Origin of the sequence: Kitasatospora sp. NPDC091207 (genome assembly GCF_044768625.1) — a bacterium.
Classification (GTDB): domain Bacteria; phylum Actinomycetota; class Actinomycetes; order Streptomycetales; family Streptomycetaceae; genus Kitasatospora.
Genome location: NZ_JBIVVS010000007.1, coordinates 80770 through 95818, shown reverse-complemented (window position 1 = coordinate 95818; position 15049 = coordinate 80770). Strand labels below are relative to the sequence as shown.

10 protein-coding genes are annotated in these 15049 nt (G+C 74.9%); 4 read left to right on the top strand and 6 right to left on the bottom strand.

Annotated features, from left to right (window positions below):
• The first annotated feature begins 68 nt into the window (after nucleotides 1-68).
• A complete protein-coding gene (locus ACIQTO_RS14995) occupies nucleotides 69-767 on the top strand; it encodes a bifunctional DNA primase/polymerase (protein WP_402388153.1) in 699 nt (232 codons plus the stop codon).
• Between the two features lie 572 nt (nucleotides 768-1339).
• Here ACIQTO_RS14995 and ACIQTO_RS14990 read toward each other — a convergent pair.
• The gene (locus tag ACIQTO_RS14990; RefSeq protein ID WP_402387984.1) at nucleotides 1340-2032 is read right to left on the bottom strand and encodes a metal-dependent transcriptional regulator; all 693 of its coding nucleotides are present in this window, start codon (nucleotides 2030-2032) and stop codon (nucleotides 1340-1342) included.
• Between the two features lie 219 nt (nucleotides 2033-2251).
• On the opposite strand from ACIQTO_RS14990, the gene ACIQTO_RS14985 reads away from it, so the two are divergent.
• The 3 genes from ACIQTO_RS14985 (at nucleotide 2252) to ACIQTO_RS14975 (ending at nucleotide 5160) form a co-directional block, all read left to right on the top strand.
• Entirely contained in the window at nucleotides 2252-3016 is a 765-nt protein-coding gene (locus ACIQTO_RS14985) for a sugar isomerase domain-containing protein (RefSeq protein WP_402387982.1), read from the top strand.
• A 183-nt stretch (nucleotides 3017-3199) separates the two neighbouring features.
• Complete coding sequence (locus ACIQTO_RS14980) at nucleotides 3200-4174, top strand: DUF4231 domain-containing protein (RefSeq protein ID WP_402387980.1); 975 nt, start codon at nucleotides 3200-3202, stop codon at nucleotides 4172-4174.
• A gap of 89 nt (nucleotides 4175-4263) precedes the next feature.
• Nucleotides 4264-5160: an alpha/beta fold hydrolase gene (locus ACIQTO_RS14975; protein WP_402388152.1), complete on the top strand. Its 897-nt coding sequence runs from the start codon at nucleotides 4264-4266 to the stop codon at nucleotides 5158-5160.
• 52 nt (nucleotides 5161-5212) lie between these two features.
• Here ACIQTO_RS14975 and ACIQTO_RS14970 read toward each other — a convergent pair whose 3' ends face one another.
• The 5 genes from ACIQTO_RS14970 to ACIQTO_RS14950 form a co-directional block, all read right to left on the bottom strand.
• The gene (locus ACIQTO_RS14970) at nucleotides 5213-6190 is read right to left on the bottom strand and encodes a 2-hydroxyacid dehydrogenase (protein ID WP_402387978.1); all 978 of its coding nucleotides are present in this window, start codon (nucleotides 6188-6190) and stop codon (nucleotides 5213-5215) included.
• Between the two features lie 73 nt (nucleotides 6191-6263).
• Nucleotides 6264-10256 (bottom strand): FxSxx-COOH system tetratricopeptide repeat protein, encoded by a 3993-nt coding sequence (gene fxsT, locus ACIQTO_RS14965; RefSeq protein ID WP_402387976.1) that lies wholly within the window; start codon nucleotides 10254-10256, stop codon nucleotides 6264-6266.
• Nucleotides 10249-11619 (bottom strand): TIR-like protein FxsC, encoded by a 1371-nt coding sequence (locus tag ACIQTO_RS14960; protein ID WP_402387974.1) that lies wholly within the window; start codon nucleotides 11617-11619, stop codon nucleotides 10249-10251. Before ACIQTO_RS14960 ends, fxsT begins: the two co-directional genes overlap by 8 nt.
• Before the next feature lie 196 nt (nucleotides 11620-11815).
• Nucleotides 11816-12571, bottom strand: coding sequence for an aminoglycoside N(3)-acetyltransferase (locus ACIQTO_RS14955; protein WP_402388151.1), 756 nt, complete (start codon nucleotides 12569-12571; stop codon nucleotides 11816-11818).
• An 87-nt stretch (nucleotides 12572-12658) separates the two neighbouring features.
• Nucleotides 12659-15046 carry an FxsB family cyclophane-forming radical SAM/SPASM peptide maturase gene (locus tag ACIQTO_RS14950; RefSeq protein WP_402387973.1) on the bottom strand — a complete coding sequence of 796 codons (2388 nt, stop codon included), beginning with the start codon at nucleotides 15044-15046 and terminating at the stop codon, nucleotides 12659-12661.
• Nucleotides 15047-15049 lie beyond the last annotated feature (3 nt).

Here is a 15049-nt window from a genome sequence, read left to right as displayed (position 1 = left end):
GCGGCAGACCCGCTCCCGCCGGGCCGTAACCAGCCTCACGCACGGTAGTTGAGCACCGCGTGGACGACATCCCAGACTCCCCCGACCAGGGCGGCAACGCCGGACTCCCCCCGCTGCTCATCGAAGCGGTCAGCTATGCCGAGACCCGCCACTGGGAGGTCGCCCCGGGTGCCTGGCTGATCGACGGCGACGGGCCGGCCCGCTGCTCCTGCGGCGACGGGCGCTGTCCGCTGCCCGGTGCGCACCCGCTCGACGCGGACTGGGCCCGCAAGGCGAGCGCCGGACCGGGGGCGGTGCGGCGCTGGTGGACCGAGCGGCCCGACGCCTCGATCCTGCTGCCCACCGGCCGGTCCTTCGACGTCCTGGACGTGCCGGAGGTGGCCGGTTGTCTGGCGCTGGCCCGGATGGAACGGATGGACCTGCAGCTCGGCCCGGTGGTCGCCGTCCCGGCCGCGCCCGGGCGGTCCGGCCGGCGGCTGCACTTCCTGGTCCTGCCGGGGGTGGCGGCCAAGCTGCCGGAGATGCTGCGCAGGCTCGGCTGGCCGCCCGGCCGGCTCGACCTGGTGGCCCGCGGCGAGGGCGACTGGACGGTGGCCCCGCCGTCCCGGGTCGGCCCGAGCGGCTTCGCCCAGTGGGCCCGCTCGCCCTCCGCGCTGAACCGCTGGCTGCCCGACGCCGCCGAGCTGATCAGCCCGCTGGCGTACGCGTGCGGCCGCGAGGCGCCCTCGGTCCAGCACCGGCCCGCCCAGCCGGCGGCGGTGCGCTGAGGCCGGCCCGGCGGCCGGACGGCTCCGGACCGCGTCCCGGAGCGGCTCCGGGCCGGGCACCGGCCGCATGATTCACCACCCCGTGAACAGCCGCCCTACGCCTATCGGGTGAGGGCGCGCGATGCGCGACACCCCGCGCGCGACTGACGGGCCTTGCCTCCCACCGGAGGCGGGGCCCGTCAGACGCATGTGCGGATAAGGCTTCGATGTACCCGCTGGTCAACGGCGAAAGCCCCTCGTACGAGTGACAACGCTCAAGGATTGCCATGATCTGCCGAGGGGAGGAATTCCAGCGTGAGGGGACGCCGGAAGGGTCGCTCGGACGGGGAAGCCGGGCGAGGCGGTCGGGAGGGAGCCGGGAGGGATCGGAGGGGAACGGAGGGGACGGGAGGGATCAGGAGGGGAGTGCGGGGGGCCGTGGCACCGGCCGGGTTCGGGGAGGCCGGTGCCACGGGAGCGGGAGGGGCGGGGAGGACGGGGAGGACGAGCAGGGCCCGGTGCTGCGGGAGCACCGGGCCCTGCTCTTTGCGTCCTGCCGGGACGGCCGCCGCCGGCGCGCCCCCGCGCGGCGGTCAGGCCTGCGCGACGAAGACGTGCGCCGCGATCTCCTTGCCCAGCTCGGCCGCGTTGTCACCGGTGCCCACCAGCACCCCGCCGACCCCGGCGGAGACCCGCACCGTCGACCCGGGCCGGATCCCGGCCCGGCGCAGCGTGCGCATCAGCTCGCCGTCGGTCTGGATCGGCTCGCCGATCCGGCGGACGACCACATCGGCGCCGCCGTCGCCCGGCCGCACCGAGTCCAGCGGGACGAGCGCGGCGTCGTAGCCCTCGCCCTCCGCCTTGGCGTCCCCCAGTTCGTCCAGACCGGGGATCGGGTTCCCGTACGGGGACTGGGTGGGGTGACCGAGCATGGCGAGCACCTTGCGCTCCACCGTCTCGCTCATCACGTGCTCCCAGCGGCAGGCCTCCTCGTGCACCTGCTCCCACTCCAGCCCGATCACGTCGACCAGCAGGCACTCGGCGATGCGGTGCTTGCGCATCACCCGCACCGCGAGCCGCCGGCCCTCCTCGGTGAGTTCGAGGTGACGGTCGCCCGCGACCTGCAACAGCCCGTCCCGCTCCATCCGCCCGACCGTCTGGCTGACCGTGGGGCCGCTCTGTTCCAGGCGCTCGGCGATCCGGGCGCGCATCGGGACGATGCCCTCCTCCTCCAGCTCCAGGATGGTGCGAAGGTACATCTCAGTGGTGTCGATCAGCCCAGACATCGCCGCTGGCTCCGTTCCTCGGTGTCCTCATCGCCAATTCTGACCTACCGGGCGGGCAACCGGGCCCGCGCAGGGGCCCCGGGGGCGGGTTTTCGTTCCTGTTGACAGCGACACCGGTGAGGCAGCACCGTGCTGGCCGTAGCTTTCTCCATCGGCGGCCGGACCACCCGGCCGTCCCACCCGGCCGGCTCCCCCACCGGCAGAGAGCGAAGGCAACAGATGAGTGACCTGGTCGGCCGGTACTTCGACGCCGCGATCGAGCACCTGCGGCGGGTCCGGTCCGAGGAGGCCGAGAGCATCGAGGCGGCCGCCGCGCTGCTGGCCGGGGCGATCACGGAGGGGCGCCGGGTCTTCACCTTCGGCTCCGGCCACTCCTCGCTCGCCGCCCAGGACGTGGTCTACCGGGCCGGCGGGCTCGTCCCGGTGAACCTGCTGGACGTCCCCGGGATGGCCGGGGTGACGGTGATGCCGGCCCCGCTCGCCAGCGCGCTGGAGCGGGTCTCCGGGCTGGCCACCACCACGCTGGACCTCACTCCCGCCACCACCGGGGACCTGCTCTTCGTCATCTCGCTCTCCGGCCGCCAGATCATGCCGGTCGAGCTGGCCCAGTACGCCCGGTCCCGCGGCCTGAAGGTGGTGGGGGTGACGTCGCTGGCGTACCCGGCGGAGGTCCCCTCGGCGCACCCGTCCGGCACCTATCTGAAGGACCACTGCGACGTCGTCCTGGACAACAAGATCGCGGTCGGGGACGGCGAGCTGACCCACCCGGCCGCCGAGACCACCTTCGGCCCGGTCTCCACCATCGTCACCAGCGCGCTGATGCAGGCCGTGGTCGCCTCGGCGGTCGGCCGGCTGGCCGACGCGGCGGCCGACGGCGACGGGGCCGCCCCGCCGTTGTTCCGCTCCGGCAACGTGCCGGGCGGCACCGAGTGGAACGCCAAGCAGATGGCCGACAACGCGGACCGGATCTTCTACACCTACTGAGCCGGCCCGCGCGGCGCCCCGGAGTATCACGATATGGGACAACCTCCGGCGGCATCCCGGCCAATGCTGCCGGGCCGGGCCCCCGCCAGGCGTACCGGCCGGGCGGCCGGGGCAGGAGGGTGGTGCGACCGGAGCGACGGGTGGGGGCCGAGGATGGCGTCGGGTGCGGGTCCGATGGGGTGGGTGCGCGAGGAGGAGCTGCTGCCCGAACTGTTCCGGGTCGCCGACTCCGCCTCGCTGCAGGGGCAGCGCCGGTCCGTGCTGCTCTCCGCCTGGGAGCTGGCGCTGCTGGTGGCCGCCGCCGCGGCCGGCTCCGCCGACGGCGAGCCCTGGGCCTGGCCGGCCGCCGTCGCCTATCTCGGCGCGATCGTCCTCGCCCTGGTGATCAGCCGGCAGAACCCGCAGGGCCTCTGGTACGAGGGCCGGGCGGCCGCCGAGTCGGTGAAGACGCTGGCCTGGAAGTTCGCCGTCCGGGCCGACGCGTACCAGCCGCCGCCGCGCAGCCTGCCGGACGCCGAGGGCCTGTACCGCTTCCAGCTCGGCCGGGTGCTGAACGCCTTCCGGGGCAGCCGTGCGCTCGGCCCGGCCGGGAGCGAGACGGCCCCGGCGGCCGGGAGCGCGGTGGCCGGGAGCGGCGCTCCGGACGCCGGCGGCGCCGACGGTACCGGCTCCGGGATCACCGAGGCGATGCACGGGCTGCGCGCCCAGCCGCTGGCCGTGCGCCGCGAGGTCTACCTGCGGGCGCGGATCCAGGTGCAGCACGACTGGTACCGGAGCAAGGCCCGGTACTGCGCCCGGGCCGGCTTCTGGACCGGCGTGCTGGGCGTGGTGCTGCCGCTGCTCGGCCTGGTGCTGGCCGTCCTGCGGGCGCTGGGCTGGTTCCGCTACGACGCGCTCGGCACGGTCTCCGCGGTGGCCGCCTCGGTCACCGCCTGGGCCCAGCTGCGCCAGTACCGGCCGCTGGCCGCCGCCTACCGGCTGGCCGCCGAGGAGCTGGAGCTGATCCGCCACCAGCTGACCGGACTGGACGTCGGGTCGGCCGACGCCGAGGAGATCTGGGCCCGGCTGGCCCGCGACGCCGAGGACGCCGTCTCCCGGGAGCACACCACCTGGCAGGCCCGTCGCGAGGTCCGCGGGACGACCGACCGGGACCACTGACAGAGCCCTGAACCGGCGGGGCCCCGACCTGACGGAGCCCTGACCGGAGCTCAGCCCGGAGCCTGAGGAGGCCGCGCGTGTCACTACGGATGGTCAAGGCGGCCGACGGCCGCGCCCTCGCCGTCGAGACCGTGGGCGACCCGCGCGGCCGGCCGGTGTTCCTGGTGCACGGCACCCCCGGCAGCCGGGTCGGCCCGCACCCCCGCAGCACCGTGCTCTACCGCCTGGGTGTCCGGCTGATCTCCTTCGACCGGCCCGGGTACGGCGACTCCACCCGGCTGCCCGGCCGCCGGGTGAGCGCTGCCGCGGCCGACGTGCGGACCATCGCGGACGAGCTCGGCCTCGCCGAGTTCGCGGTGCTCGGCCGCTCCGGCGGCGGCCCGCACGCGCTGGCCTGCGCGGCGCTGCTGTCCGAGCGGGTCACCCGGGTGGCCGTGCTGGTCGGCCTGGCGCCCCGGAACGCGGCCGGCCTGGACTGGTACGGCGGGATGACCGCCTCCAACGTCCGGGCGTACCGGGAGGCCGAGCGCGGGCACGGCCGGATCGCCGACTCGATGCAGTTCCGCTCCGAGCAGATCAGGGCCGACCCGGGCCGGCTGCTGAAGGGCCTGCGGCCGGAGCTGCCGCCCACCGACCGGGAGGTGGTCGCCGACACCGGGCTGCGGCGGATGCTGCAGAGCAACTACCGCGAGGCGTTCCGGCACGGCGCCGACGGCTGGATCGACGACGTGCTGGCCTTCACCGCCGACTGGGGCTTCAGGGTCCAGGACGTCACCGTGCCCACATGGCTCTGGCACGGCGCGGACGACCAGTTCTCCCCGGTCGAGCACTCGCGCTGGCTGGCCGACAACATCCCCGGGGCCGCGCTCTTCCTGGAGCCCGGGGCCGCGCACTTCGGCGCCTTCCGGGTGATGACCACCGCGCTGGCCTGGGCGGCCGGCCACAGCTCGGCCGGCCGGCCGCCGGGCGGCCCGCTCCGGCCCTGACCGGGGCGCCGCCCGCCCCGACCGCTCGGGCCCCGGGAGCCCCCGGAGCCCCTCAGGCCCCGACCGGGGCGACCGGGGTGACCGGCGCGCCGCCCGCCAGCACCGCCAGGACGTTCTCCACCGCCAGGCCGCCCATCGCCTGCCTGGTCCGCACGGTGGCGCTGCCCAGGTGCGGGGCGAGCACCGCCCGCTCCTGGGCGAGCAGCGCGGACGGCACGGCCGGCTCGCGCTCGAAGTTGTCCACCGCCGCGGCGAACAGCGCGCCGGACTCCAGTGCGGCGGCCAAGGCCTCCTCGTCCACCACCCCGGCGGTCATCGAGACCACCACCGCGCCGGGCGGCAGCAGGGCCAGCCGGCGGGCGTCCAGCAGGTGCCGGGTGGTGGGGCCGAGCGGGCAGGTGACCACCAGCACGGTGGAGCGCGCCAGCAGCTCCTCCAGCGGCAGCCACTCGGCGCCGCCGGCCTGCTCCGGGGGCAGCTCGCGGCGGTTGTGGTAGCCGACCGGCATGTCGAAGGCGCCGGCCCGGCGGGCCACCGCCTGCCCGATCCGGCCCATGCCGAGGACGCCCAGCGGGGTCCCGGCCAGCTCCAGGCCGAGCAGGAAGTTCGGTGCCCAGGCCCAGGGCTGCCCGGAGCGCAGCAGCCGCTCGCCCTCGCCGAGCCGGCGGGTGGCGGCCAGCAGCAGCGCCCAGGCCATGTCGGCGGTGGCGGCGGTGAGCACGCCGGGGGTGTTGCTGACCAGCACGCCGCGCTCGGCGCAGGCCGCGAGGTCGATGTTGTGGTGGCCGACCGCGTGGTTGGCGACGATCCGCAGGCCCGGGCCGGCCGCGTCCAGGAAGGCGCCGTCCACCACGTCGTCCAGGGTGGTGACGACCGCCGCCCGGCCCCGGACGGCCGCCAGCAGTTCGCCGCGCGCCATCGGCAGGTCCGAGTCGTGCTGGGTCACGGGGTGCCGTTCGGTGAGCCGCTCGACCACCCCGGGGGCGAGGCGGCGGGTGACCAGGACCGGGGGCAGGGGCTGCTCGCTCATAGGGCCCGAAGCATACGCTCCGGGCCCTATGGCCGGCCGTCGAAGTCCCGTGCTCCCGGTGACGCCCCGGGGATCACACCGGCTGCGGTTCCAGGTCGCGGTTGATCCGCTTCCAGCCGCGGGCGGCGACGGTGTTGGGGTGTTCCTCGCCGAACTGGCGGATCAGCTCGGCGATCGACCGGGCGCGCAGCTCGGCGGCCTGGCCGTGCCGGCCGGCCGTGCGCAGGGTGACGGCCAGGTTGGCCTCGCAGGCCACCGCGTCCGGGTGACGGGGCGTGTAGCGCTCGCACAGTCCCGCGTACGCGCGGCGGCCCAGCTCCTCGGCGAGGCCGACCTGGCCGGCGTCCCCGTGGGCATTGGCCAGGTTGATCATCGCGTTGAGGGTGTACGGGTGCTCCGGGCCGACCGAGCGGGTGAGCCCGTCCACGGTGTCCCGGCCGCGCTCGATGGCCCCCTGGACGTCGCCGCTGCCCCGCAGGTAGATGCCGAGGTTGTTGGCGCAGGCCAGGGTGAACGGGTGGTCCTCGCCGAACAGCCGGCGGTGGCCCTCGTACACGGTGGTGCACAGGTCGCGGGCGGCCTCCTTGTCGCCGGAGGCGCTGTGGTCGGCGGCCAGGTTGAGCGCGCAGGCCAGCGCGTCGGGCGCGTCGGCGCCGTACCGCTCCAGGTAGCGCTCGTAGGTCTCCTTGGTGATCCGGCGGGCCTCGGCCAGCTGGCCGGTCCGGCGCAGCGAGACCGCCAGCGACTTGGCGTTGCGCAGGTTCTCCGGCAGGTCCGGGTCCAGCACGTCGCCGAGGTCGTTGGTGACCTCCTGGAGGAGCTCCACCGAGCCCCGGTAGTCGCCGAGTTCGCGCAGGTCCCGGGCGAGGTTGGACTTGGTGGACAGGGTGTACGGGTGACGCGGGCCGAGCACCGCGGTGCGCCGGTCCAGGGTCTCCTGGTCGAGTTCGCGGGCGGCCTCGCTGTCGCCGACCAGCCGGTAGTCGATGGCCAGGTTGTTCGCCATCGAGAGCGTGCGCGGGTTGTCGTCGCCGAACAACTCCCGGAACTGGTCGAGGATCTCGCGGTCCAGGTCGAGCGCCTCCTGGAACCGGCCGAGGGCCCGGCGGTCGGCGCCGAGCGAGCCGGCGGTCATCAGGGTGTACGGGTGGTGCTCGCCCAGCAGGGCCCGCTGGCGCTCCAGGGTGGACTCGTCCAGGGCCAGCGCCTCGGCGTAGTTGCCCTGCGAGCGGAGCACGTTGGCGAGCTGGAAGCGCAGCAGCAGGGTCTGCCGGTCGTCCTCGCCGAGCTTGCCGGTCCACTCCGCGTCCAGGGCGTGGCCGAGGTCCCGGGCGCGGTCCAGCTCGCCGCGCTTCCACAGGTAGCGGACCCGGTCGATGAGCAGCTGCCGGGTGTCCGCCTCGTCGCAGTTGTGCGCCTTGGAGGGCGACAGGTGCGGCCAGATCTCGTCGAAGGCGGGCCAGTTGGCCGGGTCGTCGGTGTCGCCGAGGACGGGCCGGGCGCCGGTGAGGATGCGGTGCACCTCGTGGACGGCGACCTCCTGCTCCTCCTCGGTCATCTCGGCCCGGATCACCGCCTGGACCAGCCGGTGCACCTGGAAGCTGTTGGTACCGGCGTCGACCTTGGCGAGCGCGTACCGGCCGATCGCCTGGATCACCTTGCCCAGCATGAACTTGTCGCTGAGGTCGGCGTCGTACTGCACCAGCGCGCGGATCATCTGGTCGCTGTAGAACAGGTTCATCGAGATCGGCTCGGGCGCGAAGAACGCGCAGAGCTGGAGCAGCCGGACCGCCGCCGGGGACTGCGTGCGCAGCCGGCCGATCGAGACGTTCCAGGTCGCGCCGACCGGCGTCGGGTAGTCGGCCGGGCGGGCGCCGGCCAGCGCGCGGGCCGCCTCGGCCTGCAGCTGGGCGACGTAGGTGTCCACCGGCGTCCCGGTGGTGTCCAGCCAGGCGGCGGCGACCTCGACGGCCAGCGGCAGGTCGCCGACCGCCTCGGCCACCCGGTCGGCGTCGGAGCGGGAGAGCCCGCGGGCCCGGCGGCAGAGGTGCTCGACGCTCTCGCCGCGGGTGAAGACGTCGACCTCCAGCGCCTCCGCATGACCGGACCAGGCCTGGTTGCGGGAGGTGACCAGGATGTGGCCGGAGCCGCCGGGGAAGAACCGGCGGATCTCGGCCGGCTCGTCGGCGTTGTCGAAGATGAGCAGCCAGCGGGCGGTGGGCACGCCGCGGCGCAGCGCCTCCCGGGCCGCCTCGGCGGCCTCGGTGACCGAGTCGCCCACCCGCAGGCCGAGCCGGCGGGCCAGGTCGGCCAGCGCCGGGGCGACCAGCTCGGTCTGCTCGGCGTCGATCCACCAGACCAGGTCGTAGTCGGACATGAAGCGGTGCGCGTACTCCAGCGCCACCTGGGTCTTGCCGACGCCGCCGAGCCCGTACAGGGTCTGCGGGGTGGGCAGCACGGCGGCCATGCCGCCGCGCAGCTGGTTGCGCAGCTGCTCCAGGACGGCGGCCCGCCCGGTGAAGGAGGGGTTGCGCGGCGGCACGTCCCAGACCTGCGGCTTGCTGCCGGGGAAGCGCGGGCCGGTGCCGGTGGTCTCGGCGAGCGGCACGTCGGCCCGGCCGAGGGCGCGCAGCAGGGTCTGCACGGACTGCGTCTCGTCCCGGCCGACCAGGTCGACGGGGTTGCGGTTGCTGAACGGCGCGGTGAGCCGGACGTCGCCGACCCGGACCGGGACGAGCTGGCGGCGGGTGCCGGACGGGTCGGAGCTGACCACGGACTCCCAGAGCGCGCGGGCCTGCGGCGAGCGCTGGTAGGCGGGCGAGAGCACGGCGACCGTCCGGTAGGCGGCGTCGATGCCGCGCTCGGTCTCCTGGCGCGGGTCGGAGCCGGCGCTGAGGTCCCGGGGCAGCACCCGGAAGCCGGCCCGGGTCAGCACCGACTCGATCCAGTCCGCCCACATCCGGTCCTCGGGGACGTAGGAGAGGTAGAGGTCGGCCGGGACGGACGGGCGGCGCCGGGTGAAGGCGTCGACGTAGCGCAGCCGGACCTCCTCGTCGACGGTCGGCAGCGAGGCGACCCGGCCGTTGGTGATCACGCCGGTCAGCCGTTCGCAGGCGGCCAGCATCGAGGTCTGGGCGCCGCCCTGGTCGCCGAAGGTCGCCAGGATCTCCTCGTAGGCGTAGAACGGCCGGTACGGGATCTCCACCGAGCCCCAGTAGTGGGCCAGTTCCTCGCCCGCCAGGCCGGCCGGGAGGCCGTCGAAGCGGATCCGGGCCAGCGCCCGGCCGGCGTCCGCCTTCTCCTTCTCGCCCTCGTCGATGCGCATCGGCACCGGCAGGATGCGGATGCCGCGCTCGCGGTAGCGGTCGTGGATGTGCTGGGCGATCCGCGAGGCGCCGTCGATCGACTGGTCGCTCAGGGTGAAGCAGACCACCAGGTCGTCGGGCATCTGGACGGTGCAGATCTCGGCGATGTCGGACAGGCCGGTGCGGGAGTCGATCAGCACGTAGTCGTAGCGCTTGCTCATGTCGGCCTTGAGCGCGTCGAAGAACTGCCCGCCGTCGAAGCGGTCGTAGAAGATGTCCCAGTCCAGGTGGGTGACGGCCTCGGAGTAGTCCCGGTTGAACTGGCCGGCGGAGAGGAAGTCCAGGCTCCCGCCGCCGGGGAACAGCGGCCAGGAGAGCGACAGCGCGTGCGGGTGCACCCGGGCGAAGTCGAGGTGCCAGCCCTCCTCGTGCTCGACCGGCCGCAGCGCCTCCTCCCGGTACTCGGCGATCAGGTCCATCATCCCGGTGGTGCCGGCCAGCACCGCCGGGTCGAGGAACGGGTGGAAGAACTTGGCCAGGCCCGGCGCCTCCAGGTCCCAGTCCACGGTGAGCACCCGGAACCCGTTGGCCGCCAGGATCCAGGCGGTGTTGGCGAGCGCCATGGTGCGCCCGGTGCCGCCCTTGTAGGAGTAGAAGGTGATGACCCGGCCCTGCCGGTCCTGCTCCGCCTCGCGCCGGTCGGCGAGTTCGGCTGCGGTCAGGCCGCCGATGCGGAGGTTCCTGGTGCGGTTCTCACTCATGTGGTTCCTCCCCCGGGCGGCGTCCCGTCGTCGGACGGTCGCCGAAGTCGCTGGCTGGGTGGTCGTCGTGGCCGAAGGGGGCGGGGCCCGGCCCGTCCCGGCCGCGTCCCGGCCGGAACGCGTCGCGCAGGTTGGGCCGCGGTGGCGCCGGTTCGTCGGGCTCGGTCCTGGTCCGGCCCTCGAACGCGTACTTGGCCTTCATCGCGGCCCGCGGCAGTGCGTCGTCGAACTCCTCCAGGCTGCCCAGTCCGGGTGTCCCGCCGGCGGCTCCGAGGAAGCTCGGGCGGGCCGACCGGTGGGTGATCCGCAGGATCTGGTCGCTGAGTTCCCCCATCTCCCGGTGCCGCTCGACGCAGTCCGGGTCGTCCAGGTTCCACGGTTCCAGGACGCTCACCCAGGTGGAGTCCGAGCGGTCGAAGCGCCGGACCAGCTCGCGCCGCCGCTCGTCCTGGAGCGCCCAGCGGTCCAGCAGCAGCAGTCCGGGCGCGCTGGGTTCACCGCCCGCGATGATCGCCTCGGCCTCCTCGTCGAACTCGTGCACGGTGGCCTGGAACCCCAGCTGCCGGGCCAGCCGCACCGCGTGCTCGGCCAGCGGACGGGCGGCGGCGGGCCGGTAGGGGTGCCAGTCGGTGCGCCTGGCCCCGTAGTAGTCGGGATTGCGGTCGGCCGGCAGCTCGCCCTGGTGGTAGGAGAGGACGGAGATCCGCAGCTGTTTGGTGGGCGCGGTGACGTCGAAGGCGCTGGGCTGGGCGTTGAAGTCCAGCCGGCGCCCGACCGGGATCACCGTCTCCTCGGCCACCTCCACGATCCGCCGGGCCAGCCGGTGCACGGCGAGCTCGTACGCGGAGCGGAAGTAGCTGAGCTTCATCAGCGCGTACAGGCCCTCGGTGGCGTAGTCCGGCCCGAAACTGGTGTGGTTGAACTGGAGTTCGCTCGCCACCCGGGGCAGTTTGTAGCGGCTCATCGGCGCCCAGAGCACCGGCACGATGCCGCTGGTCCGCTCCGAGTCGAGGTTCGCCGGGTACACCGGGCGGCGGGTGAAGGAGTGCCACTCCTGCCCGCACGGCACGCTGTTGAAGTAGCGCGGCGAGTACAGCGGCACGAAGACCCGGCAGGCGGCCAGCTCCTCGGAGAGCCGTTCGGCCCACAACTCCCCCTGGTGCATGGACTCGTCCATGAACCCGACCGGCACTCCCGCGGGAACGGTGGTGAGTTGGAGCACCGCCTCGCAGAGGTCCCGGTACAGCTGCCGCACCCAGTGGTTGGGGTCACCCGCACCGCGCGCGCCCGCTCTCGGGGTGTGGGCGTAACTGAGGAAGAAGTACGGCCGGGCGGCGTCCTCGTCCCAGCCATGGTCGTTCACACGCGCCTCCCCCTGGCCCGCCGGCAACCTCTTTACCGCGAGTCCCCGTACGCGGGGCTTCAGTGTAGGAACGACTGCGGTCCCAATGGAATAGCACATCCCCCGGCACGAATTGACATGACTGAAACGAACCGGGTGCGGCCACGGCCGGGCCGGACCCGGGCGCCGCCGACCCGCCGCGCCACCGCCCGGCCCGTCAGGCGCGCGAGCGGCGGAGGATCCGCTCGGCGAGGTCGACCGCCTCGCGGACCGGCACCAGGCGGCAGTGGGCGCCGCCGATCCCGCCCGCGGTGACACCCACGGCCTCGCGCAGGACCTGCTCGCCCAGGTCGCCGAAGTGGAGGTCGTCGAGCTCGGGGGCCTTGAAGGAGATCCAGCCCTCCGCGCCGCGGCAGCGGTACTCGCGCAGCGGGACGTCGGGCATCCGCAGGTCCGCCAGGTGGAAGGCGGTGAGGCGGGACATCGGGACCCCGAGCATCAGGACCCGGGCGTCCAGGTCGTACAGCCGGCCGAGCGGGGACGCCGGGCCCAGGTGGCAGTCGTGCGGGTGGTGTTCGGTGATCCGGCGGGCGAGCCGGCCGACGGCGGCCCACGAGGTCTGCGGGTGGCGGCTGCGCCGGGCGTCCCGGTGGGTGCGGATCGCCTCCGAGAGGGCCCCCATGCTCGGGGAGCAGGGGGTGGTGGCCGGGTCGAAGGCCGGCATCCGGCCGCGGTAGGCGGCGATCTCGGCGGGCGAGAGGCCGGCCGTGGCCGCCGCGTGGATCCGGGAGGTGGCCGAGTTCTCCGGGGTGGCCGTGTACCCGACCAGGGTGCCCCGGTCACCGACCGCCGCCAGCAGCGCCTCCACCACCGCGGCCGGCCCGCCCACCACGGGGCCGAGGGCCCGCAGCGACGCCTGGACGTGCAGGACCGTGCCCGGGCGGACCCCGAGGGCCGTGACCCGCTCGGTCAGCCGGGCCGCGGTGAGGGGACGGAGTTCGGTGAGGATGACGGCTCCCCGGGGGTGAGGGCGGCTGGCTGTCGACGAGGGCGGAAGGGCTCAGCCGCCGGCCATCGCGCGCTCCTCCCGGGCCAGGTCGGCCGCCCGCTCGGCGGCGGCGGGCAGCGCCACGGCGAGCCACGGGGCGACCGTCGTCCGCATGCCGTCGGCGAAGCGCAGACCGAGCCCGGTCAGCGAGCCGGAGCCGGCCAGCCGCTCGACCGCCTCCGCGGTGTACCGCCGCCAGAGCGCGAACTGCAGCCGCGCCCGGTCGGCGGCCTCCCCCGGCAGGCCGTCGTACGCGAGGGTGCGCGTGCCCCAGTACTCGGTGACGGCCAGATGGGCGTAGGTGCCCTGGAGCAGCCCTTCGAGCGGCCGCGGGTCGGGCCGCCAGGGGGCCAGGTACAGCGTGTCGTCGTCGCGGTCGTACAGGTCCAGCAGGTCGAGCACCGCACCGAGCTTGACGTGCTGGAACTCGTGCGCGAGCAGCAGTGCGAGGGTCGGCGCGGTGGCGGGCCGGGCGATCGCGACCACCCCGAACGCCTGCCGGGCCGCCGAACTGACGTCCCGTCCGGCCGGACCCGGCCGCAGCGGGGTGACCGCCCGCAGCCCCGCCCGGATGCCGTCCGCGTACCCGGGCAGGTCGTGCCCGAGCAGCTCCCAGGCCTCGCGCAGCGCGCCCGTCCAGTGCAGCAGCTCGCCGTCCGGCAGCCGCTGCGCCACGGCGTGGTCGTGACTGTCGCGCAGCGGGTCGACGTCCTCCAGTGCGACGCTCCAACCCCCGGCCAGCCGGACAGCGCGCAGCGGCTCGTCCAGGGCGGTGCGCACCGAGCCGTCGGCCGCCCGCACGGTGAGGCCGCCGGCCAGGCCGGTGACGACCGCCTCGCCGTCGGGCAGGGCGATCCGCCCGAGCGTGGGCAGGTGCAGCCACCCGCCGCGCACCGGCACGGCGACGGCGTCGCCCCGCCCGGCCCGGACGGCCGCCGCGGCCGCCAGGCCCGCCAGCGGGCCCAGCCCGGTCCCCAGGTCCCCGGCCAGCTGCCGGGCCGCCCAGGCGCGGGCATACGGATGGGCGAGGACGGTGTCGACCGCGTCCGGGGCGGCGCCGTCCAGTTCGGACAGCAGGGACCACGCCTCCGGCCGGCCCTGCCCCGAGGCGTCCCAGGCGGCGGCCAGCATCGCCCGGGTGAGGGCGAGTTGGGAGCCGGCCAGGGCGCGCACGGTGTCCGCGCCGCCGTACCCGCGGGCGAGCTCGTCGAGTTGCTCCGGGGCGAGTGCCGCCGGCGCGACCGGCGCGGCGGCCTGGGCCGGCACGACGACCGGCCCGCTCCGCGCCGTGATGCCGTTGATGAGCGTCATGAGGTCCCCGCAGTAGACGGACGGGTTGTCGAAGCCGCCGCCACCATCGTGACTCCGATACCGGTGGGCGTACAGGCCGCCTCCGCAGGTGCGCACGACGGGGCAGGCCCGGCAGGTGGGACCGAGGCCGGCGAGGCCGGACTGGCGGGCGGCGATGCCCGGGTGCCGGGCGACGTCGTCGAGACTGTGCGCGAACACGTCGAAGCCGGTCGCGGGGGCGCCGTCGTAGGCCGTCTTGAGGCTGTCCACCTGCTCGAAGGTGCCGTCGGTCTCCAGCACGACCAGATCGGAGGGCTCCAGGCCGAGCGACTCGGTGAGGCTGGTGAACCCGCGCAGCGTCCGGTGCACCGACTCGAAGGTGCGCACGGCGAACGGCCGCCCGTCCGCCTCCCAGAGGTCGTGGACGGTGAGCAGCCAGTCCGCGTACGGCGTCCCGCCCTGCCCGGCCGGGCGCTTCGGCGGATCGTCCCAGGTGGCGTGCGGCAGCAGGAAGTCGACCGCGGGCGGCTGGAGTTCGGCCAGCGCGCGGTAGACGGCCACCGGGTCGTTCTCGATGTCGACGGTGCAGAGCAGACCGGCGAACAGGTGCCGGTGCTCCGGTTCGCGCAGCAGCGCCACGGCCCGCAGCACCTGGGGGTGGCTGCTGCGCCCGTCGGCGAAGCGGCGGTGCCGGTCGTTGGCGGCCCGGTCGCCGTCCAGCGAGATGCCGACCCTGATCCCCGCCTCGGCGAACAGGGCGCAGAACGCGCGGTCCAGCAGCACACCGTTGGTGTGGATGCGCAGGTCGAGGGCGCAGCCCGGCGGCAGCGCCGCCCGCAGCGCCCCGGCCACGCGCCGCAGCCGGTCCGGGCCGGCGAGCAGGGGTTCTCCCCCGTGCAGGACGACCCGGACGGCGGGCAGCCGGTGCGCGGCCGCGTGCGCGCCGATCCGCTCGGCGGCCTTGGCCAGCACCTCGTCACCGATGACCTTCGGCCGGGTGCGCCAACTGGTGTCCGCGTGCTCGTAGACGTAGCAGTGGTCGCAGGCGAGGTCGCAGCGGCTGTGCACCTTCACCACGAATTGCGAGAAAGGCAGCGGAATTCGCTTCATCGT